Source organism: Halorientalis persicus (assembly GCF_900110215.1).
Lineage (GTDB): Archaea > Halobacteriota > Halobacteria > Halobacteriales > Haloarculaceae > Halorientalis > Halorientalis persica.
The window spans coordinates 76,616-99,395 of the sequence record NZ_FOCX01000007.1; the positions used below are offsets into that span (position 1 = coordinate 76,616).

General features: G+C 68.6%; 20 protein-coding genes. 9 read left to right on the forward strand and 11 right to left on the reverse strand.

The features are described from left to right. Positions 1 to 36: 36 nt before the first annotated feature. Positions 37 to 894: a universal stress protein gene (locus tag BMX17_RS09670; protein WP_092659431.1), complete on the reverse strand. Its 858-nt coding sequence runs from the start codon at positions 892 to 894 to the stop codon at positions 37 to 39. Positions 895 to 998: 104 nt separating this feature from the next. Here BMX17_RS09670 and BMX17_RS09675 point away from each other — a divergent pair, with 104 nt between their 5' ends. Together BMX17_RS09675 and BMX17_RS09680 are read left to right on the forward strand one after the other, a co-directional pair. Further along, complete coding sequence (locus BMX17_RS09675) at positions 999 to 1,289, forward strand: DUF211 domain-containing protein (protein ID WP_092659433.1); 291 nt, start codon at positions 999 to 1,001, stop codon at positions 1,287 to 1,289. A gap of 11 nt (positions 1,290 to 1,300) precedes the next feature. Then, on the forward strand, positions 1,301 to 1,879 hold the full coding sequence (locus BMX17_RS09680; RefSeq protein ID WP_092659603.1) for a VIT1/CCC1 transporter family protein: 579 nt from the start codon (positions 1,301 to 1,303) through the stop codon (positions 1,877 to 1,879). 9 nt (positions 1,880 to 1,888) lie between these two features. Here the strand turns inward: BMX17_RS09680 and BMX17_RS09685 are convergent, their stop codons facing one another. Both BMX17_RS09685 and BMX17_RS09690 read right to left on the reverse strand, forming a co-directional pair. Next, a complete protein-coding gene (locus tag BMX17_RS09685; protein WP_092659435.1) occupies positions 1,889 to 4,462 on the reverse strand; it encodes a cation-translocating P-type ATPase in 2,574 nt (857 codons plus the stop codon). A gap of 125 nt (positions 4,463 to 4,587) precedes the next feature. Continuing rightward, positions 4,588 to 5,385, reverse strand: coding sequence for an SDR family NAD(P)-dependent oxidoreductase (locus BMX17_RS09690; protein ID WP_092659437.1), 798 nt, complete (start codon positions 5,383 to 5,385; stop codon positions 4,588 to 4,590). A gap of 166 nt (positions 5,386 to 5,551) precedes the next feature. Between BMX17_RS09690 and BMX17_RS09695 the strand changes: the two genes are divergently transcribed. Then, positions 5,552 to 6,793: a DUF4382 domain-containing protein gene (locus tag BMX17_RS09695; RefSeq protein ID WP_211611314.1), complete on the forward strand. Its 1,242-nt coding sequence runs from the start codon at positions 5,552 to 5,554 to the stop codon at positions 6,791 to 6,793. On the opposite strand, the gene BMX17_RS09700 is transcribed toward BMX17_RS09695, so the two are convergent. After that, on the reverse strand, positions 6,790 to 7,548 hold the full coding sequence (locus tag BMX17_RS09700) for an SDR family NAD(P)-dependent oxidoreductase (RefSeq protein ID WP_092659439.1): 759 nt from the start codon (positions 7,546 to 7,548) through the stop codon (positions 6,790 to 6,792). The two genes, BMX17_RS09695 and BMX17_RS09700, sit on opposite strands and share 4 nt — an antisense overlap. Before the next feature lie 124 nt (positions 7,549 to 7,672). On the opposite strand from BMX17_RS09700, the gene BMX17_RS09705 reads away from it, so the two are divergent. From BMX17_RS09705 to BMX17_RS09725, 5 genes are all read left to right on the forward strand, one after another. Further along, the gene (locus tag BMX17_RS09705) at positions 7,673 to 8,878 is read left to right on the forward strand and encodes an MFS transporter (RefSeq protein WP_092659441.1); all 1,206 of its coding nucleotides are present in this window, start codon (positions 7,673 to 7,675) and stop codon (positions 8,876 to 8,878) included. Between the two features lie 170 nt (positions 8,879 to 9,048). After that, complete coding sequence (gene mutL / locus BMX17_RS09710) at positions 9,049 to 11,223, forward strand: DNA mismatch repair endonuclease MutL (RefSeq protein ID WP_092659443.1); 2,175 nt, start codon at positions 9,049 to 9,051, stop codon at positions 11,221 to 11,223. Between the two features lie 87 nt (positions 11,224 to 11,310). Next, on the forward strand, positions 11,311 to 12,282 hold the full coding sequence (locus BMX17_RS09715) for a sugar kinase (RefSeq protein ID WP_092659445.1): 972 nt from the start codon (positions 11,311 to 11,313) through the stop codon (positions 12,280 to 12,282). Between the two features lie 109 nt (positions 12,283 to 12,391). Further along, positions 12,392 to 13,612 (forward strand): carboxypeptidase-like regulatory domain-containing protein, encoded by a 1,221-nt coding sequence (locus BMX17_RS09720; RefSeq protein WP_092659447.1) that lies wholly within the window; start codon positions 12,392 to 12,394, stop codon positions 13,610 to 13,612. Between the two features lie 121 nt (positions 13,613 to 13,733). Continuing rightward, entirely contained in the window at positions 13,734 to 15,074 is a 1,341-nt protein-coding gene (locus BMX17_RS09725) for an MFS transporter (protein ID WP_092659449.1), read from the forward strand. On the opposite strand, the gene BMX17_RS09730 is transcribed toward BMX17_RS09725, so the two are convergent. The 5 genes from BMX17_RS09730 to BMX17_RS09750 all read right to left on the reverse strand — a co-directional run bounded on the left by BMX17_RS09730 (position 15,075) and on the right by BMX17_RS09750 (position 21,146). Further along, positions 15,075 to 15,848, reverse strand: coding sequence for an SDR family NAD(P)-dependent oxidoreductase (locus BMX17_RS09730; RefSeq protein ID WP_092659451.1), 774 nt, complete (start codon positions 15,846 to 15,848; stop codon positions 15,075 to 15,077). It lies immediately after the preceding gene. Positions 15,849 to 15,981: 133 nt separating this feature from the next. After that, a complete protein-coding gene (locus BMX17_RS09735) occupies positions 15,982 to 17,514 on the reverse strand; it encodes a DUF7282 domain-containing protein (RefSeq protein ID WP_092659453.1) in 1,533 nt (510 codons plus the stop codon). Between the two features lie 9 nt (positions 17,515 to 17,523). Beyond that, positions 17,524 to 17,661, reverse strand: a complete 138-nt coding sequence (locus tag BMX17_RS09740) for a PGF-CTERM sorting domain-containing protein (protein WP_170845374.1) — start codon at positions 17,659 to 17,661, stop codon at positions 17,524 to 17,526. Continuing rightward, complete coding sequence (locus tag BMX17_RS09745) at positions 17,658 to 19,886, reverse strand: hypothetical protein (RefSeq protein WP_092659457.1); 2,229 nt, start codon at positions 19,884 to 19,886, stop codon at positions 17,658 to 17,660. Before BMX17_RS09745 ends, BMX17_RS09740 begins: the two co-directional genes overlap by 4 nt. Positions 19,887 to 19,967: 81 nt before the next feature. Further along, entirely contained in the window at positions 19,968 to 21,146 is a 1,179-nt protein-coding gene (locus BMX17_RS09750; RefSeq protein ID WP_092659459.1) for an MBL fold metallo-hydrolase, read from the reverse strand. Positions 21,147 to 21,252: 106 nt separating this feature from the next. Between BMX17_RS09750 and BMX17_RS09755 the strand changes: the two genes are divergently transcribed. Further along, positions 21,253 to 21,876 (forward strand): hypothetical protein, encoded by a 624-nt coding sequence (locus tag BMX17_RS09755; RefSeq protein ID WP_092659461.1) that lies wholly within the window; start codon positions 21,253 to 21,255, stop codon positions 21,874 to 21,876. A gap of 18 nt (positions 21,877 to 21,894) precedes the next feature. On the opposite strand, the gene BMX17_RS09760 is transcribed toward BMX17_RS09755, so the two are convergent. After that, on the reverse strand, positions 21,895 to 22,332 hold the full coding sequence (locus BMX17_RS09760; RefSeq protein WP_092659463.1) for an acyl-CoA thioesterase: 438 nt from the start codon (positions 22,330 to 22,332) through the stop codon (positions 21,895 to 21,897). A 58-nt stretch (positions 22,333 to 22,390) separates the two neighbouring features. Then, the gene (locus tag BMX17_RS09765) at positions 22,391 to 22,747 is read right to left on the reverse strand and encodes a DUF8159 domain-containing protein (protein WP_092659465.1); all 357 of its coding nucleotides are present in this window, start codon (positions 22,745 to 22,747) and stop codon (positions 22,391 to 22,393) included. Positions 22,748 to 22,780: the final 33 nt, after the last annotated feature.

Below are 22,780 nucleotides of genomic sequence, written 5' to 3' on the forward strand. Positions count from 1 at the left end.
AAAACGGCGCGGGAGCCGGTCGCCGGGACTCGTCGGTCACTCCTCGGGCATCCGGACGGTCAGCACGGGGACCGAGGCCGTCCGGACGAGTTTCTCGGCGACACTGCCCAGCAGGTAGCGGTCCAGCCCGCTCCGGCCGTGGGTCCCCATCACGATCAGGTCGATTCGCTCGTCGTCGGCGTAGGACCGGATCGCGTCGTGTGCTCGCCCCTCTAGCACGGCCGTCTGCGTGTCCTCGACGCCGGCTTCGCGCGCGGTCTCGGCGACCGTCTCGACGGCGGTCCGGGCCCGGTTCTGGAGCTGGTCCATGATCACGTCGAACTGCACGTCGGGGGCCATCGCGCCGGTGTCGACGACCGAGACCGTGTGCAGCTCCGCCCCGTAGGTCGTCGCGAGGTCGGTCGCGCAGTCGACGGCCACGCTGGCCCTGTCGCTCCCGTCGGTCGGGACGAGGATGCGCTCGTAGGGGACGCTACCCACATCTACCTCCGCGGGGTGGACGTTGAGGACGGGCACGTCCGACAGCCGGACGACTTTCTCGGCGACGCTGCCCAGCAGGTAGCGACGCACGCCGGTTCGGCCGTGGGTCCCCATCACGATCAAATCCATCCCCGCATCGTCGGCGTAGTCCAGAATCTCCTCGTTCGGGATGCCGGCGCGGACGACGCCCTCGGGCGTCGGATCGACGGCGAGTTCGTCGAGGGCGTCGTCCAGTTCCGCCCGGGCCGCCGCCGTGCGCTCGTCGACCCCGGAGCCACCATCGAGTTCGCGCGTGTCGACGACGTGGAGTGCGGTGAGGGTCGCGTCGTATCGCGTCGCGAGATCTGCGGCCTGTTCGAGCGCCCGCCGCGCCGGGTCGCTGCGGTCGGTCGGCACCAGGATCCGTTCGAACATGGTTCGCCCTAACGACGGGGAGGGATATAGGTGTGGTCCGAACCGAACCCGCTGTCCCCCGCGGTGGGTAGAGGCTTTAGGTGCGTCCGGGTGCCAGTCGGGGTATGGTCGCCGTCCGAAGACTCGTCATCGACGTGTTGAAACCGCACGAACCGTCCTTGCTCGCGTTCACGGAGCAGGTCGCCGCCGTCGACAGCGTCGAGGGCGCGACCGGCTCGCTGATCGAACTCGATCAGGAAGTCCAGAACGTCAAGATCACCGTCGAGGGGACGGATCTTGACTTCGACGACCTCGAATCGACCGTCGAGGAACTCGGCGGGACCGTCCACTCCGTGGACGAAGTAGGGTGTGGCGATATCCTGGTCGAGGAACGGCCGACCCACCAGGACGGGTGATCGCAGTGGGGCTGGGTCAGCGCCTGCGTCGACTGCTCGGCAAGGAGGACGTGCTGTCTATCTCGCGGCGCTACTTCGTCTCGAACGGGTTCGACGGGACCCTGACCTGCATCGGCGTCGTCATCGGGGCGGTTCTCTCGGGGGTCACCGACGGGTTCGTCGTCGTCAAGATCGGACTGGGCGCGGCGGTCGGCCTGGGCACGTCGGCGGTCTGGAGCGTCTGGGAGATCGAACGCGCCGAGACTCGCGCGGAGATCATGCGGATGGAACAGGCGATGCTTACCGACCTCGGAGACACGCGAATCGAGAGCCAACAGCGCGGCGTGCGCCTGCTCCACGCGACCGCGAGCGGGCTCGGCCCGCTGATCGGCGTGCTCGTCCCCCTCTCCCCGTTCGTCGTCTCGGGGACGGAGTCGATCCTGACGATGGTCGAGGCGGCCGCCGTCGCCGTTGTCCTCGGTGTCGGCGTCTTGAGCGTCTTCGGCGCGTACATGGGCTCGATCTCGGGCCAGCGGTGGTACGTCTCGGCCGCCCGCATGGGGCTGGCCGGGCTCGTGGTGGCACTCCTGAACATCGTCCTGCCGGGGTAGCCGGAGCGGTCAGGCCTCGACGGCCGCCGCGCCGACCATCCGTTTCGACAGCCACCCGACGACCAGCAGGATCGGCGTGCCGATGGCGACGACGCCGGCGAGCAAGCCCCAGTCAGCCAGCGAGAGCGGGACCGTCCCGAAGTACGTCGAGAGGGGCGTGTACAGCACCGCCAGGTGGAGCGCGAACGAGGCCCCGACCGCGAGCGCCAGCCACCGGTTCGACAGCAGGGGCGTGTCCCGCGTCCAGCGCACCACGTACAGTTTGGCGAACTCGAAGACGACGAACCCGGTGAAGACCATCGTCATCGCGTACGGTTTCACCGCGGGCGCACCGCCCAGCGTGTAGAGCATCAGCCCGAACATCAGCACCGTCATGGTCAGCCCCGCGCCGCCGACGAAGGTGAGCATCGAGCGGTCGACGATCCCGGCGTCCTTGTCGCGGGGTTCGCGGGCCATCACGTCCCCGCCGGGATCGGTGCCGAGCGCCAACGCCGGCAACCCGTCGGTCAGCAGGTTGATCCAGAGCAACTGGACCGGCGGTAGGATGAGATAGCCGTACAGCGAGGCTCCGAGGACGATTGCCACCTCGGCGGCGTTCGCACTCAGGAGGTATGCCACGAACTTCCAGACGTTGTCGAAGATCACCCGGCCCCGGCGGATGGCCGATCGGATCGTCGCGTAGTTGTCGTCGAGCAAGATCACGTCGCTGGCCTGTTTGGCCACGTCGGTCCCCCGGATCCCCATGGCGATGCCGATGTCGGCGTGTTTCAGCGCGGGCGCGTCGTTGACGCCGTCGCCGGTCATCGCCACCGTGTGCCCCGCGTCCTGCAGAGCGTTGAGTATCCGCACCTTGTGGGACGGTTCCGCGCGGGCGAAGACGCTCACCTCCGCGACGCGCTCGCGGAGTCGTGCGTCGTCCATCGCCTCGACCTCCGCGCCGGTCAGGACGGGCGAGTCGATACCGATGCGTTCGGCGATGGCTCCCGCGGTGAGGGCGTTGTCGCCGGTGATCATCGTCACGTCGATGCCGGCGCGGTGGGTGTCGGCGATGGCCGCGGCGACCTCCTCGCGAGCGGGGTCGATCATCCCCATCAGGCCGACGAAGAGCAGGTCGTCCTCGATGTCGCCGTCGGTCTCGTCCTTGCGGGCGAACGCCAGCACTCGGAGCGCGTCGCCAGCGAAGGACTCGATGCGGTCCCGGATCCGTTCGCGGCCTTCGTCGTCGAGCGGTTCTGGGCCATCGGCAGTCTGGATACGGTCGGCCCGCTCCAGAATCACCTCCGGCGCGCCCTTGAGGTACACCACGTCGTCGTGAACGGTCGCCATCCGCTTACGTTCCGCCGAGAACGGCCGGTCGTCGGTCCTGGGGTTCGCCTCGCGCAGTTCGTCCACGTCCAGCCCGCAGTCTGCGGCGGCCCTGACCAGCGCTACCTCGGTCGGATCGCCGTCTTCGGTCGTCGCGTCGTTACAGAGCGCGCCGATCTCCAGCAGGTCGCCGACGCGCCCGTCCGCGGTCCCGTCGAGGTCGTCGAGCCCGTCCAGATCGACCGTCTCGTCGTAGATCCAGGCCCGGCGGGCGTGCATCTCGCCCTCGGTGAGCGTGCCGGTCTTGTCGGTACAGACCACGTCGACCGAGCCGAGGCCCTCGACGGCCGGCAGGGTCCGGACCAGCGCGTTCTCGTCGGCCATCCGGCGGACGCCGAGCGCCAGCGTGAGCGTGACGACCGCGGGCAGTCCCTCGGGGACCGCCGCCACGGCCAACGAGATGGCGGTCAGGGCGGCCTGGATCGGTTCGGTCCCGCCGGCGAGCAGGCGGCCGACGACGAGCGCCGAGAGGGCAGCGACGCCAGCGCCGAGTTTCCGGCCCAGCGAGTCCAGGTCGCGCTGAAGCGGCGTCCCCTCGTCTTTGGCGGCAAGCAACGAGGTGGCGATCTCGCCCATCGCGGTCTCCATCCCGGTCTCGACGACGACCGCGACGCCCCGGCCCCGGGTGACGTTCGTCCCCTTGTAGACCATGCTCGTGCGTTCGGCCATCGGGGTCCCGGCCTCGACGGGCTCGGTGGCTTTCGCCACGGGGACGCTCTCGCCGGTCAGAGCGGCCTCGTCGACCTCTAGCGAGTCGGTGCTGAGCAGCCGACAGTCAGCGGGCACCACGTCACCCTGAGAGAAGACCACCACGTCGCCGGGCACCAGCGTCGTCGCGTCGACGGTCTGTTCGGTGCCGTCCCGGCGGACGGTCACGTCGGGCGCGGCCAGTTCCGACAGCGCCGCGAGGCTCTGTTCGGCGCGGTACTCCTGAACGAAGCCGAAGATCCCGTTGGCCAGCAGGATGACGGCGATCAACACGGCGTCGACGAGGTGGCCGACGGCCACGGAGAGTATCACTGCGCCGATCAACACCCAGATGAGCGCGCTGGAGAACTGCGCGAGGAAGATCCACAGCGGGCTCCGGCGCTGTTCGGCGGTGAGTTCGTTCCGCCCCTCGCGTTCGAGGCGGTCGGCGGCCTCGGCCTCGGAGAGGCCGTCGGGCGTCGTTTCCAGTCGCTCGGTAACGTCGTTGCTCGGTTCGGTGTACCAGTCCATCGATTGTCCCCGTCGGTCCGGCGGACGGCGAGTCCATCCGCCACCCGCGATTCGAGAAACGATTCACTCGGGGACGGCATAATAGTGAGCGTCGGGGCAGTTCGTGTCCGAGGGCGACGGGACGCTTACTGCAGGCCCAGATCGTGTTGCATCGAGTTCCCGGGGCGGGGGACGCCCTTGACGGTCACCGTCTCGCCGGTCATGAACGCGGCGGCGGGCGAGACGAGGAACTGCACCACGTCGGCGATGTCCTCGCCGTAGCCGATCCGGCGGTCGGTCTGCTCCCGGGGCGGCATATCCTCGCTGTCGATGCCCAGCGTCTCGGCGACCCCCGGCGTCTGGATCAGGCCGGGCGCGACGCAGTTGACCCGGATGCCGTCGTCGGCCCACTCGGTCGCGACGGTCTCGGTCAGCTGGATGATCCCCGCCTTCGCCGTCGCGTAGTGGCTCTCGTTGGGCGCGGGGTGCTGGCCGTTGACGCTGGCCATGTTGACGATCTTGCCGCCGCCGTCCTCGCGCATATGTTCGCCCGCGACCTGCATCCCGTGGACGGTGCCCATCACGTTCAGATCGAGGATGGAGTCGAAGCCGTTGGGCGAGATGTCCTCGAAGGGCGCGACGAACTCCCCGCCGGCGTTGTTGACCATGATATCGAGGCCACCGAACTCCTCGACGACTTCCTCGACGAAGGCCTCGACCTGCTCGCGCTCGCGGACGTTACACTCCACGGCGAGGGCCTCGCCGTCGGCGTCGCTGTCGTTGATCGCCTCGGCGACGGGGCCGACCCGATCCATCTCCCGCGAGCAGATGCCCACGTTCGCGCCGCCAGCCGCGAGTGTCTCAGCGATCGATCGACCGATACCCTGACTCGCACCGGTGACGATGGCCGTCTCGCCGGCCACGCCGAAGTCTGCTTCGTGCATCGGCGGATTGGCGAGCGCGAGCGAAAAGACGCTTCCGGTGGGTTCCGCACTGCGAAGCGCTCGAAGGAACTCAGCCCGCTTTCCGAGGGCATACACCGACCGGAACCATGCCACAGGTTCTCGTGACGGCCACAAGAGATATTCCCGCCATCGGTAACTACCGGGTATGCAACGGAAAGCACTCACAGCGCTGGCACTCGCCGGGATGCTCGTCCTCGCGGGCTGTTCCGGTGGCGTCGGCGACGGGACGCCCACCGCCACGGACGGCGCACCGACCACGGCGGACGGCGAACCGGCACAGGGAACGAGTAGTGTCGTGATCACGCAGGCGGCCGAGTCAGGCGTCAACTTCTACGTCAGCGACCAGGAGAACGCGATCGCGGACTTCGATCACCTGAACGTCACCATCGCGGAGATCGGCTTCCAGCGGGCCGAGGGCGGATGGTCCGAACACGCCGTCGACAACAGGACCGTGGATCTGACCCGACTGCAGGGCGCGAACGCGACGCGGCTGACCACGGTCCAGCCCGAGAACGGGACGTACACGAAGGTGTTCGCGTACGTCAGCGACGTGAACGCGACGCTGACCACCGGGGAACAGGTCCGGGTGAAACTCCCCAGCGAGAAGTTGCAGTTGAACTCGGAGTTCACCGTCGGCGCGAACGAGTCGACCGACTTCGTGTTCGACATCGCCGTCCACAAGGCAGGCAAGAGCGGCAAGTACATCCTCCGGCCGGTCGTCAGCCAGTCCGGCACCGACGTCCCCATCGAGTCCGTCGACGAGGACCTGGAGGTCGAGTTCGCCGACGAGGACTCGGTCACCCGGGGCGGGAACGCCACCCTCGCGGTGACGCGTGACGACGAACCCGTCGAGAACGCTACGGTCGAGATCGACGGCGAACAGGCCGGCACCACCGACGCCGACGGTCGCGTCACCGTCGCGATTCCCGACGAGCCGAAGTTCAAACTGATCGTCGAGGCCGGCGACGACGTGGCCGACCTCCGCGTGACGTTCGAGCGCGAGGACGGCGAGAGCGAGATGGAGGCCGAGGAAGACGACCGCGAGGAAGCCGACGACGACGATGACGAGGCCGAGCGTGACGACGAGCGAGACGTAGACGACCGCGAGGAGAACGAAACGGAGTCCGGCGACGATGACGAGGCCGACGACGAGCGGAGCCTGAACGCGACGTTCGTCGGCGAGGTCGCGCCGGGCGGGAACGCGACGGTCTCGGTGACGGCCAACGGCTCGGCCGTCGAAAACGCCACGGTGACCGTCGACGACGAACAGGTCGGCACCACCGACGCCGACGGTCGGCTCACGGTTGCCGTGCCGGCCGACGCCGAGGCGTTCGAGGTCGAGATCAGCGCGGGCGAGCGTGAAGCGGAACTCGAAGTCGACTTCTAGGCGCAGGAGAAGCCGCCGTCGATCACCAGCGCCTGGCCGGTGATCCAGTCGGCTTCGTCCGAGGCCAGGAACAACATCGCGTTGGCCACGTCCTCCGGTTCACCCAGCCGTTTCAGCGGGTAGTGACGCGACATCTCCTCTTTTCGGGTCTCCCACTCCTCGTCGGTCTGGCCCTTCCGGGGCATCGGCGTGTCGGTCACGCCGGGACAGACCGCGTTGACCCGGACACCGGCTGGCCCGACCTCGGCAGCGATGGCCCGCGTGAAGTTCACGACCGCGCCCTTCGAGAGCGAGTAGCCCGTCAACTGGGGCGCGCCGATGACCCCCGCCAGCGAGGCCGTGTTGACGATGGCCCCCGAACCCTGTTCCTTGAAGTGGGGCAAGACGGCCTGACAGCCGTTCCAGACGCCCTTGACGTTCACGTCGAGGACGCGGTCGCGCACGTCGTCGTCGATGGCCTCGAAGTCCATCCGGTCGTGGCTGACACCGGCGTTGTTCAGCAGAATGTCCAGCCCGAACTCCTCGGCGGCGGCGTCGACCGCCGCCCGGAACGCGTCGCCGTCCCGCACGTCGAGTTCGTGTGTCGCGACCTCGCCACCCAGATCCTCGACGAGGTCGGCGGTCGCTTCGAGGCCCTCGGTGTCCACGTCGGCCGCAACGATGGTCGCGCCTTCGGTCGCGAACCGTTCGGCCGCCGCGCGGCCCAGTCCCGAGCCAGCACCAGTGATAAACGCCGTTTTGCCTTCGAGTCGCATACCCCTGCCTGTCGCGGATGGGACTTAAGCGACGGGGGCAGGGCGGTACTCGACCTGTTGGCCGACCGACTCGGGGACAACCGAGAGGACGGCCTTTAGTATCGGCGACTCCACCCTCCGTCGAATGGCTCCGTCGGTCGCGTCGCGGCGCTACGGCCTCGTCGTCGCCGGGGCGCTCTGTTACACCAGCCTCACCTTCGTCTGGTTCAGCCTGCCGGCCTACCTGGCGACGATCATCGCCGAGGTCGGGCTCTCGGGTACCGAAGCAGGCCTGCTCGCCGGCGCGGTGCCGCTGACGTACATCCCCATCGCGCTGTTCTCGGGCCTCGCCGTCGACCGGATCGGCCCGGCCCGGAGCCTCGCGGCCGGCCTCGTCGTGACCGGGATCGCCCAGATCGCCCGCAGCGTCGCCGGCGGCTTCCCCTCACTGCTGGCCGCCACCCTGCTCCTGGGGATCGGTGCGACGGCGATCACCTTCGGCCTCCCGAAACTCGTCTCCGTGCTCTTTCCCCCGGCCGAAACCGGCCTCCCCTCCTCGCTGTACATGGTCGGCGCGGCCGTCGGGACGGCGGGCGCGTTCGGGGTCGGTCGCCCCGTCGTCGGCCCGCTGCTGGGCGGGTGGCGGCCCCTCTTTCTCTACAGCGGCGTCGCCGCCCTCGGGTACGCGGTGGTCTGGCTGGCGGTCGTCCGGGTCGTGCCCGTCGGCGGCGAGAACGGGACGGACGACGCCGAGCGTGCGTCGACCTCGGTCCGGACGGACCTCCGCCGCGTGCTGGGCCACCGCGACCTCCGGCTGATGGTCGTCCTCGGAGTGGTGTACCTCGCGCTGGTCCACGGGTTGCAGGGCTGGCTCCCGACGGTGTTGGAAGCTCGCGGGCTGTCGGCCGATCGGGCGGGCCAGACGACGACACTGCTGGTCGGTGCGAAGGTCGTCGGCGTGCTCGCCATCCCGACGCTGGCCGACCGGATCGACGCACGGCGCGGGGCGGTGATCGGCTGTGGCGGGCTCGCCGCGGTCGGCGTCACGGGCGTCGTCGCTGGCGGCGCGACAGCCACCGCCGCGCTGGGCATCGTGATCGCTGGGCTCGGCGTCGGTGGCCTCTCGCCGCTGATCAGGGCGATCCCGCCGAACCTGGAGGGAATCGGGCCGGAGTTGACCGGCGTCGCCGTCGGGCTGGTCTTCGCGGTCGGTGAGATCGGTGGCTTCCTCGGCCCCGTCCTCGTGGGGACGCTCCACGATCTGACGGGCTCGTACGTCGCCGGCCTCGGCGTGCTGGTCGGGGGCGGTGTCGTCGCGGTCGTCGTCGGCGCGGCGCTTGGCGACGTGTAGGGGCCACCGACCGTTTGCCTCGGCAACAGCACCGCACCGCCGGCGGGGAACGCGAGGTCTTTGACCTCGGTTCGAGCGGGCCATGCCGGCGGTCTCGAGGCCTCGTGCGCTTTGCGCACTCGGCCTCGCTGTCGGCATACTCAAGTACGTGAGACTGTCACTCCTGTCCAATGAGCGAGGACGGGTCGATCAGGGAACTTGACGGGAAGACCGTCGAGCGGATCGCGGCCGGCGAGGTCGTCGAGCGCCCGGCCTCGGTGGTGAAGGAACTCGTCGAGAACAGCTTAGACGCCGACGCCACAAGAGTCTCGGTCGCCGTCGAGTCCGGCGGCAAGGACGGCATCCGCGTCGAAGACGACGGGATCGGCATGAGCGAGGCCGAGGTACGCAAAGCCGTCGAGGAACACACGACCTCCAAGATCCGGGACATCGAGGACCTCGAAGCCGGTGTCACGACGCTTGGCTTCCGCGGCGAGGCACTGCACGCCATCGGCGCGGTCTCGCGACTGACCGTCGAGACGCGACCGCGGGGCGGTGACAGGGGCACCCGACTCCGCGTCGAAGGCGGCGAGGTGACGAGCGTCGAGCCCACGGGCTGTCCCGAGGGGACGACAATCGAGGTCGAGGACCTGTTCTACAACGTTCCGGCCCGGCGAAAGTACCTCAAACAGGACGGAACGGAGTTCGCCCACGTCAACGACCTGGTCACGAGCTACGCGCTGGCGAATCCGGACGTGGCCGTCGCGCTCGAACACGACGGCCGCGAGACGTTCGCCACCACCGGCGACGGAAACCTGCAGAGCGCCGTGCTGTCGGTCTACGGCCGCGACGTGGCCAAAGGAATGGTCTCGGTCGACGCCGACGGGGCCGGAGATGGCGACGACTTCCCGGAGGGCCCCCTCGACGGCGTCTCGGGGCTGGTGAGCCACCCCGAGACCAACCGGGCCAGCCGCGAGTACGTCACGACCTACGTCAACGGTCGCTACGTCCGGTCCGCGACGGTCCGGGACGCGGTGGTCGAGGCCTACGGCAACCAGCTCGCGCCCGACCGCTACCCCTTCGCCGTCCTCGATCTCTCCCTGCCGGCCGACACCGTGGACGTGAACGTCCACCCACGGAAGATGGAGGTCCGCTTCGCCGACGCCGAGGGCGTCGCCGAGCAGGTCCGCACCGCCGTCGAGGACGCCCTGCTCCGGGAAGGTCTGCTCCGCTCGTCTGCCCCCCGCGGTCGGAGCGCACCCGAACAGACCGAGATCGCGCCCGACCGCAGCGACGACGCGCCCGACGAACGAGAGTCCGACGAGCCGACAGACGGGGACGACCGGGAGCTCGAGGCTGGCGACACCGCCGAACCGCCCGAGACCACGACCCGCACGCCCATCGGCCCGGGCGACGTGCGGGACGCCGGCCCGGAGCGGGCGAGCGGGACCGACCGGGCGGCCGAGTCAGCGGCGGACACCAGCGCCGAAGTCGACGCCAGCACGGTCGAGCGTGGAGAGACCGAGCGGACCCGAAACGAGGGTGGCGAACGGGCGACCGGCGGGACGGCCGAGGAGGCCAGCGCCGAGTCGGGGCTCGCCGGTGATGTCGATTCGGGATCGGCCGACGGAGAGAGAGACGAAGACGAACCGCCGGCCCCGCACGACCGCGGGAGCGGCGGGCGGTTCCGGCCGGGGACCGATCAGGCGCGACTCGGTGACGGCGAGCCCGCGACCGGCGAGCGCGAGTCGTTCGAGCGCCTGCCGTCGATGCGGGTACTGGGCCAGTACCGCGATACCTACCTCGTGGCCGAGACCGACGACGGGCTGGTGTTGATCGACCAGCACGCGGCCGACGAGCGGGTCAACTACGAACGACTCCGCGAGCGCTTCGCGGAGGGGGCGACGAGCCAGGCGCTGGCCGACCCCGTGGAGTTGTCGCTCACGGCCCGCGAGGCGGCGCTGTTCGAGGAGTACGAGCCGGCCCTGCGGCGGCTGGGATTCCGGGCCGAGCGGGAAGCTGAGCGAACCGTCGAGGTCCGGACCGTCCCGGAACTGGTCGCACAGACTGCCGGGCCGGAGTTGATCCGGGAGGTGCTGTCGGCGTTCGTCACGGGCGAGTCGGCGGCCACCGAGACCGTCGACGCGGTGGCCGACGACCTGCTGGCGGACCTGGCCTGTTACCCCTCGATCACGGGCAACACGTCGCTGACGGAGGGGTCGGTCGTGTCCCTCCTGTCGGCGCTGGACGACTGTGAGAACCCCTGGGCCTGCCCGCACGGGCGGCCGGTCGTCATCGCGTTCGATCACGGGGAGATCGAAGACAGGTTCGAGCGGGACTACCCCGGCCACAGCGGCCGGGAGTGACCGACGGCGGCGCAGTCGGGAGCCGGGGCCGGGTCAGCGTGCGAACGCACCACACGAATTAAACCCCCCGACTTCGATGTTGCCTGTATGACACAGCTGGTGACGTTCGGGGAGGCGGTTCTCAGGCTGTCGCCGCCGCCGACGGCGCGACTGGAGACGGCCGATCAGTTCGACGTGTGGACGACTGGTGCGGCGAGCAACGTCGCGGTCGCGGCGAGCAGACTGGGGACCGACGTGACGTGGGTGTCGAAGCTGTCGGACACGCCGCTGGGTCGGCGGGCGGTCTCGACGCTTCGCGGGCACGGGCTCGCGACCGACGTGAACTGGGTCGACGCCGACGAGAGCCGGCAGGGGTTAACATTCTACGAACACGGCACGACGCCCCGTGAGAGTACGACCATCGACGACCGCGACAGGACGGCCATGGAGACCATCGAGCCGGGCGGGTTACCGATGGACACCGTCCAGGGCGCCGAGACAGTGTTCGCCAGTGGTGAGTCGCTGGCACTCTCCGAGGACGTCGTCGAGACGACACAGGCCGTACTGCGGGCCGCTGGCGGCAAATCGGTGCTGGGGCTGGATCACCGACCCGACCTGTGGTCGAGCGAGGAGGCCCGGGAGACGATCACGGAGCTGTTCCCGGCGGTCGACGTGTTCGTCACCAACACAGAGGAGGCCCAGCGCGTGCTGAAACAGACCGGTAAACCGCCGGAGATGGCCCACCAGATCGCCAACGAGGGTGACTTCGAGACGGTCGTGATGACCCGCGGGGAACACGGGGCCCTGGTCTGGCACGACGCGACGATCCACGAGCGCGACGCCGTCGAGACCGACGCCGTCGACGTGACCGGGCAACACGACGCCTTCGTCGGAGCGTTCCTGGGCCGGCGGCTGGCCGGCGACGACGTGGGCGACGCGCTGGCCCACGGCGTGGCGGCGGCGGCGCTGACCCGCACGATCCACGGGCCGGTGCCGACCATCGACCCCGCGGAAGTCGAGCACGTCATCGAGAACCTCGACGACGGGGCCCCGGGCGCGAGTGGGGGTCCGCTCAGATAACTCGATACGGGGCGAGAGCGGTGATACCGCTCTCACAGGAATCATTTCCGGACAGCGCCGGTCGGAGATAGCCGACAAACGTATATGAGAGTGTTCCGACTTCTCGGACATGAACCGGACAACGACGTTACTTCTCGCGGTCGTCGTCGTGGTGGCCGCCGTTCCGGCGGTAACGACCGCAGAGCGGACACAGAGTGACCTCGTCACGCTCACCGTCACTGTCGAGAACGAAGCGGACATGGCGGTCGGCGGTGCGACCCTGACGGCGAGTTGGGACGGCGGGAACCGGACGGCGACGACCGCCTCGAACGGCCAGGCGCTGATCGACGTGCCGCGGGGCGCCGACGTGGACATCTCCGTCCAGAGCGACGAGTACGTGCGGAACACGCCCTACGAGGTCGACAACGTCGGCCAGGAGTCGGTGACGGTCACCGTCGCCGAGAAGGGGACCGCCGAGGTCCAGGTGCGCGACAGGAGCGGTGTGCCAGTCAACAACGCCATCGTCCAGTTGTTCCACGACGGCGAAACCGTCGTGAACGCCCGGACGAACTCGAACGGCGTGCATCAGAGCGGGACCATCGAACAGGGCGAGTACACGCTCCGTGCGTTCAAATCCGGATACAAGTCCAACGGGACGACGATCGACGTGGACGGTGACGTGAGCATCACGACCCGCATCCAGACGGGGTCGGTGATCGCGACGTTCGAGGTCCGAGACGATCACTTCGACCCGGCGGAACCGGTCGAGGGCGCGTCGATCTCGATCCCGGCGATTCCGACCAGCACGACGACGCTCGCCGACGGCGAGGCGACGGCCAGCGTCCCCGTCAACTCGGACCTGAAGGTGAGCATCACCAAGGAGGGCTACGAGACGGTCAACGAGACGCTCGAAGTGGACGAGCGGGACACGTCGCTCGACGCCACCATCCGGAAGACCGAGGCGCTCAACATGGCCATCTCGGACGCACAGATTCTGGCGAACGGTAGCATCCGGGTCACGCTCACGAACGAGTACGGAACGCCACAGGAGGGCGTTCCGGTCACGCTCGACGGCGAGGAGGTCGGGGAGACCGACGAGAGCGGCGAACTCGAGATTCGGATCGCTGATCCCGGCGAACACACGATCAGCGCCGAGTCCGAGGGGCTCTCGGACAGTTCGACCGTCGAAGCCGTCCGGCCGGGCGGTCCGACAACCGAGGACACCGCCACCGAAGTCGAGACAACCGACGACGAGTCGACGACTTCCAGCGGCATCGGCCCCGGCTTCACGCCCGTGGCCGCCGTCGTGGCCGCCCTGCTGGCCGCCCTCGTCCTGCGGCGGCGCGCCTGATCGCCACGACGGACAGTCGATTCGCACGCTTCGACTACCGGACATTCGTTTTGGGTTGGGTACGTTCCACACGGGAGCCGTCGGAACCGCGATTTAACTCGGTCGCTTGCCAACGGAGTCCATGGCCGATGCTGCCGGCGAGACCGCTGTCGACGACGGGGAGAGTGCGCTGGGGACGCTCCGGGCCTTCTTCGCGCTGGAACGGGACGTGCTGGTCCTCTCGGTGGCGATGTTCGCCTTTAGCCTCGGCTTCCAGATGACCGGCCGCTACGTCCCCCGATACATGAGTCTGCTGGGGGCTGGCGGGCTGGCCATCGGGCTGTACGGCACCGTGGGCAACCTCATCAGCGCGGTCTACCCCTATCCCGGCGGGGCCGTCTCCGACCGGATCGGCTCGCGACTCGCGCTGACGGCGTTCGGCCTGGCCTCGACGGTCGGCTTTCTGGTGTGGGTGGCCGCGCCGCTCGTTGGCACCGTCACCGTCGACCTCTCCGTCATCCCGCTCGTGACCGTCGAAGCGGTCGTCCTCCCCGTGGGAATCTTCCTCGGGCTCTTTCTCGCCCAGGCCTGGAAGTCGTTCGGGCTGGGCGCGACGTTCGCGGTGGTCAAACAGGCCGTCCCACCCGAGCGACTGGCGACGGGCTTCGCGAGCACCGAAACGGTGCGCCGACTGGCCTTTCTCGTCGGCCCCCTGCTCGCCGCCGCGCTGATCGCCGTCTTCGGGTTCGACCTCGGATTCCGGGCGGTCCTCCTCGTGGCCGCCGCGTTCGGGCTGGTCGCGACGGTCGTCCAGCACGTCCTCTACGACGCGAGCGAGGACACCGTCGGAAAATCCTTCGAAGGCATCTCGGCCGTCGCCGAGGACCTCCGGTCGATGCCGCCCGCGCTCCCGCCCCTGCTGGCGGGCGACACGCTCGTGCGGTTCGCCAACGGCATGGTGTACGTCTTCTTCGTCATCGTCGTCACGGAGTTTCTGGCGGTGGACGCGACCCTTCCGCTCGTGGGTTATCTCTCGCCCGACGCCCTCTTTGGCGTCCTGCTGGCGGTCGAGATGATGGTCGCGCTGGCGTCGATGGTCCCGATGGCGAGACTCGCCGACCGGGTGGGGTTGAAACCCGTCGTCGCGCTCGGCTTTTCGGTCTACGCGATCTTTCCGATCCTGCTGATCAACGCACCCGCCGACCCGGTGATCGTCGGCCTGCTGTTTGCCTTTTCGGGGTTCAGATTCGCTGGCCTGCCCGCACACAAGGCCCTGATCGTCGGCCCGGCCGAGCAGGACGCCGGCGGCCGGGTCACGGGCGCGTACTACCTCCTGCGGAACACGCTCACCATCCCGAGCGCGCTGGTCGGCGGCTACCTCTACGACGCCGTCTCGCCGGAACTGGCCTTCGGCGTGGCGACGGCTATCGGACTGGTCGGGACCGGCGTCTTCCTCGTGTTCGGCAGAGAGTTCGACCCCTAGTTATCCGCCGCCGGAGGCCCGGTAGCCGCCGTCGACCAGCAGGCCCTCGCCAGTGATCCAGGAGGCTTCCTCGGAGGCCAAAAAGAGGATAGCGTCGGCAATCTCCTCGGGTTCGCCCAGGCGACCGAGCGGATACCCGTCCTCCATCTTCTCGCGGGCGGCCTCGGGATCGTCCGAGGTGGCCAGCATCTGCTCGACCAGCGGCGTATCGGTGAAGCCCGGACAGACCGTGTTGGCCCGGACGCCGTCGCGGCCGGCCTCGGCGGCGACGGCGCGCGTGAAGTTCAGGACCGCACCCTTCGTCATCGAGTAGGCGGCGTTGCGCGGCAGGCCGAACACGGAGGCCAGCGAACCGACGTTGACGATCGCGCCGTGGCCCTGCTCTTTCATCAGGGGCAGCGCGGCGTGACAGCCGTTCCAGACCCCTTTCAGGTTCACGTCGATCACGAAGTCACGCATCGACTCGTTGATGTCCTCCACGACGGCGGGCGGGTGGCCCGTCCCGGCGTTGTTGACCATCACGTCCAGTCCGTGCTCCTCGTGGACGGCCTCGACGGCCGCCTGGAACTCGTCGGCCTGTGTCACGTCGACACGGTGGGCTTCCGCGCCACCGGTGTCGAGTTCTTCGACTTTCTCGGCGGTCTCCTCGGCACTCTCCTCGTCGATGTCCGTCGCGATGACGTAGGCACCCTCCTCCGCACAGCGCAGGGAGGTGGCCTGCCCGATACCGGACCCGGCACCGGTGATGAACACCGTCTTGTCTTCCAGTCGCATGGCCCGAACGATTCGCCCCACCGTCATAAATCTACCAGAATTAGCAGTGCCAGGGTTCGGGTTTCCAGAGTTAGCCGAGAGTGGTTTTTCAACACCATCTGGAAACGGAAACGGGTAGAGACGGGAACGACGGTCAGGAACGGCGGCGTGCGAGCAGGGCGACCGCGACCAGTGCGAGGGCGGCGACGGCGAGACCGAAGCCGGGGCCGTCCACGTGCGAGGTCGTCGGAGCGGTCGCGGACTGCTCACGATTGCCCCCATCCGTCTCAGTTTCGGTGCCGGGCGGTGTCGTGGTGACTGGCGAGATCCTGGCAGTATCCGATACCGGTTGCCGATTCGAGCACTGTGGGAAGTCACCACCGGGATAATCGAACCGACCGTCCTCGTCTCGGTCGTAGTGAACGAGTGCGAGAAGTCGAGTGGACCGGTCGAGATCAGTCGTGAGGTCGACCGAGAAGGCCTGCTGCCCGGGACCGAGATGGTCGCTCACGCCGACCAGCCGCGACTCGGCGGCGCGACGGTCGAGATAGGGCGGGAAGGAGCACCACCCGGAGTCGTTCCCGAGGGTGAGTGCGTCGATCGACCGCGCGCGATAGAGCGCGACGAACCCCGGATCGGAGAGGGTGGCGGTGCCGCTGACGGTCCCGTTCGTCGCGTTCTGGTCGTCGAGCGCTATGGAGAGCAGTCCGCCGTGGCCGACGACGGCTGTCACACCCCCACGGAATCCGTCACCTGTCAGTCGAAGCGTGACGTTCTGTGGGACGTTCATCATGTTGACGCAGGCCGCGAACCAGCCGTCGGCTCTCGTCTCGGTGGTCACCGCAACGTCGAGCGAGTCGGACTCCGGAGACCGAACGTCGGCATCGATGTCGACGTCCGCACCCGGATAGGCCCGTCCGGTGACGAGCGAACAGCGCCCACTGACACTGAGTCTGACGACCGATCCAGCGTCGGTATCGAACGAGATCGGCGGTTCCACGAACCGCCACACGGTCGTGGACGACTGTGCGGTGTCGCCCGTGGCACTGAGGGTCGCCTCGAAGGCCATGCCCGGGGACAGGGCGGGATCGCTGCCACGCCAGGTGTCCGGGTAGTCGAGGGCGATCCGGGAGACGCGGAACACGAGAAACAGCGTTCCGTTGCGCTCGTCGGGCACCACCTGGAGCCCGTCGGCCGCGACCGTTCCCGACAGGTTCAGTCGACTCTCGACGATCCCGGCTGGAGTCGAATCATAGGTCTGTTCCATCCGGAAGTCGTACGATGAACCGTCCAGCACCCGGAGGAAGGTCGTCGCGTCCGATCCGGAACCGTTCGCAGTCGCGACCGCAGTTGCGAGTTCGGGTGCGGGCGCTTCGATCACGAGGGTCTCGTTGCGCGACGCCGTGGCGTTCCGACGGAGTCGTCCATCGCGCCTAGCCGCGCGGACGGCCGCCGGATCGGTCAGGTTCAGAGCGCGGTTCGACCCGACCCACGTCGTCAGGTTCCCGACCGTCGGGGTGGTCGCGTTCGCGGTTTCGTCGGCCGTTTCGTTCGTTACCGTCTCGTTCGTCGACTGTACTCCGTCAATCACGGGCGACCCGGCCGCCCCGACGGCTGGCGATCCGGCGAGGACGATCGCCAGCAGTGCCACGAGCGCGAGTCCCGAGAGTGTCGATTTCAGGTGCATCAGTGAGTGTCAGTGTCGGCGGTGCGCGAGCAGGGCGACCGTGAGCAGCGCGAGGGCGGCGGCGGCGAAACCGAAGCCGGGGCCGTCGGCAGTCGTCGTCGGGACGTTCGCGGTCGGCGAACCATCGACAGGCGGATCGGCGATCACGGTCGTCGGCGGGACGGTGGTCCGATCCGATCCGATCCCTCAGTGTCGTTCGCGGACGGCGGGCCCTGGAGATTTACGACGGTACCGACGAGCGCGCCGTCGCGACAGACCGGCGGATCGGTCGTCGGAGCTTCGAAGTCGAACTTGCCGTCCCGGTTCCGGTGGGCCACGGCGATCAGCGCCCGGTCGTCGGCGATGCTGGGACGGTCGAGCTCGGCGTACCCGTAGCCCGACCAGTCGAAATCGCCCACGGCGAGGTGGGTCCAGTTCGCGACGGTACGATTGATCGCCGACTGTGCGCAGTTCGGCGGTCGAGCGGGGTCAGTGAGCGCGGTAGCGGCCTCCGGTGCCGCGTAGAGTGCCACGAAGCCAGTGGTGTTGCGGAAGATCCCCCCGATTTCGATCTCGTCGTCGGTCACCGCGCGGACAGACACGTCCAGCAGGCCGGTCCGGTTCTCGATGAGAACGCCCTCGAAGTCGGGAGCTTCGTCGATGCGGAGGTCCAGCACCGCGTCGTCCGGGATGCCGGTCGTATCGGCACAGACCGAGAATCGCCCGGATCGGTTGACCGTGGTGGCGTGGGTCGTCCGGACGGTTCCGTTCCGGGAGCGCAGGTCGACCCGGACAGACGTGCCGGGGGCGACCGAGGTCCGTCCCGAGAGGCGCGTACACTGCTGTCCGAGGTCATCGACGACGATACCTGCCGACCGCTCGTCGTCGAAGGTCACCGTCCGGTCGACGGCGCTCACCCTGACGGCGGACGTGTTCGCAGTCGGTCCGGTACCAACCGTGACGTTTACGCGATAGTCCTCGCCGCCGGCAGGGGGCTCACCACGAAGGGAACCGAAATCGAGAGCGACGAGGTCCGTCCTGAGTGCGACGTAGAGTGTTCCGTTGTGCTCGTCGGGAACGACCCGGGTTGCACCCCTGGCGAGTGTCATCGAGAGGTTCAGTTCCTTCTCGTCGAGCTCGGTCAGCGTCGTGTCCTCGGTCTGTTCCATCCGGAAGTGGTAGACAGACGACCGGTTCACCAGCTCCACGAACCGCTCGGTAGCCGAGGCGTTCCCGCGAGACAGTTCGATCTGGGTCGTCAGTTCCGGCGCACGCACCGCGAACACCGCGGTGTCGTTGACCGCGACCGTCCGGTTCCGGGTCAGCCACCCGTACTGTTTGCCATCGTCGACCGCGGCCGGCGACGTGAGGTCCCCGAACCGTTCGGTCGGTGCGATCCAGACCGCTGGGTCACCGTCCGGGGTCGCGGGTGGGGCGGAAGCATTGTGCCGGACGGGATGGTCGTAATCGTCGTTGAACGTCGCGGCTCCAAGATGGAACGTCGTGTCCCGATCCACGCCGGTCGTGTCGAGACAGGTGGCGAACTCGCCGGATGGACCGACGGTCGCCCGCGCGGTCGCCTGAAGTCGATGGGTCTCCGTCGAGCGCAGACGTACCTCGATGTCCGTCCCGGGCGCGGCCGCGGTCTCGCCCGAGACGACCGTGCACGGCTGGCCGAGACGGACGACGACCGGTTCCCCAGATTCCTCGAAGGCAAGCCGCCGTTCGACGATTCCCCACTCGACTTCCGAACTGGTCGTGGCGTTCCCGCTGGTGAGGGTGAGATTTACGCGGTAGTCCTCGCCGTCCTCGAACGATCGCTCGCGATCGCCACCGTAATCGAGGACGGCTCGCTCCGTCCGGAGCGCAACGTACAGCGTCCCGCTCCGTTCGTCCGGGACGACACGAAGCCCGTCGGCCGCGAGTGTCGCCGAGAGGTCGAGTTCTTTCCGTCCCATTCCGGTCGTCAGTTCCATCCGAAACTCGTCAGTGTCCGACCGACCCAGAACCGCCAGAAACGCCGCCGCGTCCGACTCGGTGTCGTTCGCCTCGGTGACCGCCTCGACCAACCCCGGTGCGGGCAGGCCGAACACGACAGTATCGTCCTCGGCAACCGTCCGACTTCGGGTCAGCCAGCCCTCGCGCTTGGCCGCCTGTACGGCCGCAGGCGAGGTCAGGTTCGCGAAGTCGTCCCCTGGCGCGGTCCAGACCGTGAGGTTGCCCAGCGTCGCGTTCGCAGTCGAGTCGTTTGCAGTGGTCGTGTCCGCGGTCTCGTTCGTCGTCTGTTCCAGTTCGGCCGCAGTGACCCCGGCGACAGCGACTGAAGACACCGTGAGGAAGGCAACAGCGAGCAGTACACCGACGAGCAGGTGTGTCGTTCGTTCCAGAGACATCCGTGGAGGGCCGTGATCGATACCCAGTCGATCACCGGTTGCCGAAGAAGGTGTCGCTCGTCCTAAATATCTTCCCGTCGGTCACTCCCCGAGAGAGGGAGTGGCGGCGCAGTTGTTCGGCCCGAGTTCCACCTCGAAGGCCGCGTCGTCGTCCAGCCGTTCGAGGCCGAGATTCGCGGCGACGATGCGCTCGAAGTTGTCGGGCTGGGGCGGGATGTCCCGCATGATCCGGGCAGTGAACGCCGTCCGCTCCATGTCGAAGACGGGCAGGCGGTCGCGCAGGTCTCCGAGGCGGGCCACGTAGCCGCCGTCCGCGGCGGGGTCGGTCCCCTCGCTGTAGTGGCCCGGCGCGACGAGCGTGTCGTCGTCGAAGTCGGCCAACCGTTCGGTCAGCGACTCGTACAGCTGAGCCGCCAGCGCCTCCGCGCCGCCCTCGCCGCGCTGGAGGTCCGGCCGGGCGACCGATTCGAGGAAGAGGCTGTCTCCCGACAGGAGCACGTCGCCGACGGCGAACGCGGTCATCCCGGTCGTGTGGCCGGGCAGGTGGACTGCACGGATGGTGGCATCGCCGACCGCGAGTTCCTCGCCGTCGATGATCGTCTCCACGTCGTACTCGACGCCGCGCTGGACGCTCAGCCGGGGCAATACGGGAGTTGCGCCGGTCTCGGCGGCTAATTCCCGAAGGCCACTGACGTGGTCGGCGTGGACGTGCGTGTCGACCACGGTCGTGATTTCGGCGTCCCGTGCGGCGGCCGCGTCGAGGTAGCGGTCGGTGAACGCTCTGAGGGGGTCGATCACGGCCGCTTCGTCGCCGGCGACGAGCAGGTAGGAGAGACAGCCGCTGGCGGGGCGCTGGAACTGGACGACAGTCGCAGTATCGCCGGGGAGTTCGACCGTGCGGGCGACGCGGGCCCAGCCCTGCATACCGTCGTCGAGGTTGTGGGCGTCGATCCCGGCTTCGGTGAGCAGGCCGGCGACGTAGGCGCTGGCTTCGCCCCTGCCACAGACGACGGTGATCGGCCCGTCGCCGTCGACCTCGCCGGCGCGGTCGGCGACGCTGTCCTGTGCGTCGGCCTGCAGCCACTGCATATACGGGACGAGCGTGGACTCGACCGACGGCCCGGAGATCTGCCAGTCCTCGAACTCGTCGCGGTTGCGCACGTCGAGCAGGCGGACGGGATCGCCGGCGGCCAGTCGGTCGGCCAGCCAGTCCGGCGACCGTGAATCGACCGCCACGTCGGGTTCGGGGTAGTCGCTCATGCCCGTGGGTAGGCCGCCGTCGTGAATAAACGACCCGGGAATGAACGTCGGCGAGTGGCCGCGACGGGCCCGGGAAGCTAAGCCGCCGGCTCACCAACGCGAGGGTATGGACGGACAGCAGTTTCTCGACCGGGTGCGGGAGAACGAACGGACCGCCCTCGAACGCCTCGGCTCCGATAAGGCCCTGCTAGCCGCGACCGGGGCCGACCTCGACACCGACACCGTGCTGGGCGTGCTGGCTGCCACGGAACTGTTCCACGCCGACGCCTTCCGGCGGTGGAGCGAGGAAACCGACGACGAGCGCGTCGCCGACGCCTTCCGGACGGCGGCCGAGACCGCGGGCGACCACGCAGACCGCCTCGACGCGGACCTGGACGCGGTGCCCGACGACAGTGGACTCGAAACGGGGGTCGGTGGGCAGGACGACGACGTGACACGCGCCGGAGCCGGCCTCGTCGGAGCCGCGCTGGTGCTGGACCGCGTTCTGTTACAGGCGGTCAACTTCTTCGTCAACGAGGCCGACGAGCGACGGGCGGACCTGATCCGCGAGGTCCGGACCGGGGCGAACGACCGTCGGGATGCGGGGCTGGCACTGCTCGACGTGGTCTGTGCGTCCGACGGCGAGTGGAACCGGGCCGCGACGGCAGCCGAGGACGCCATCGCGGCGGCCTACGACGACTACGTCGACCGGCTGGAAGAGATGGGGATCGACCCGAAACCGGTGTGCTAGAGTCGGTTCGAGACGCGGTCAGTCGTCGGGCTGTTCCGGCGGCGTATCCTGAAACGCGGCGACGGCCTCCCGGAAGTCGTCTGGGATGCGGGTCGGCTCGCCGGTCTCGCTGTCGACGGCGACGTGGGTGACAGTCCCCTCCGCGAGGAGTGCCTCGTCGTCGGCCCGGCGGGCGACGTACTCGCCGGTCATGCTCGACTCGCCGATGCGCTCGATCCGGTAGCCGTGGACCAGGTCGTCGGCGAAGGTGGCCTGCCCGCGGTAGTCCATGTCGACGTTGACGACGTGGACGTCCCACCCGGCCGTCTCGACGTCCTGGTAGCTGTACCCGATCTCGCGGAGAAAAGCCGAGAAGGTCTCGTCCTGAAACGTGACGTAGTTGGCGTAGAAGACGACACCCTGCATATCGGTCTCCTCGAAGCGGACGCGGTTCTCCCAGACGACGGGGACGTTCATGCCCGAGGGAGGCGAGCGCCCGGCAGTTAATCCTGCCGGTGGGGCCGGGGTGGTCCGGTCAGGCCGTCTCGACGGTTTCGAGGACGCGCTGTGAGAACTGGGTCTCGGTGATTTCCTCGCGGCCGAGCTGGCGGAACCACGCGGCCTCGGCTTCCCACGAGCCCAGTCGCTCGCCGTCGAGGTCGATGACGGTCGCCCGGAGGTCGACGGGCTCCCAGCCCTCCTCGCGGAAGTCCCGGAGGACGTTACAGAGGCGGCCGATATCCCGGTCAGGGACCGCGTCCGCGTCGCCGTCGGCGTGGACGGTCTCGTAGGTGATCTCGAGGGGGTCGCCCCGGTCGAAATCGGTCACGTAGATGCCGTGGCTCACGAGACGGTTCTCGATGCGCTCGTAGATATCCTCGGGCGCGGACATAGCCAGTCTAGCGGCGACCGGGGCTTGGCTCTT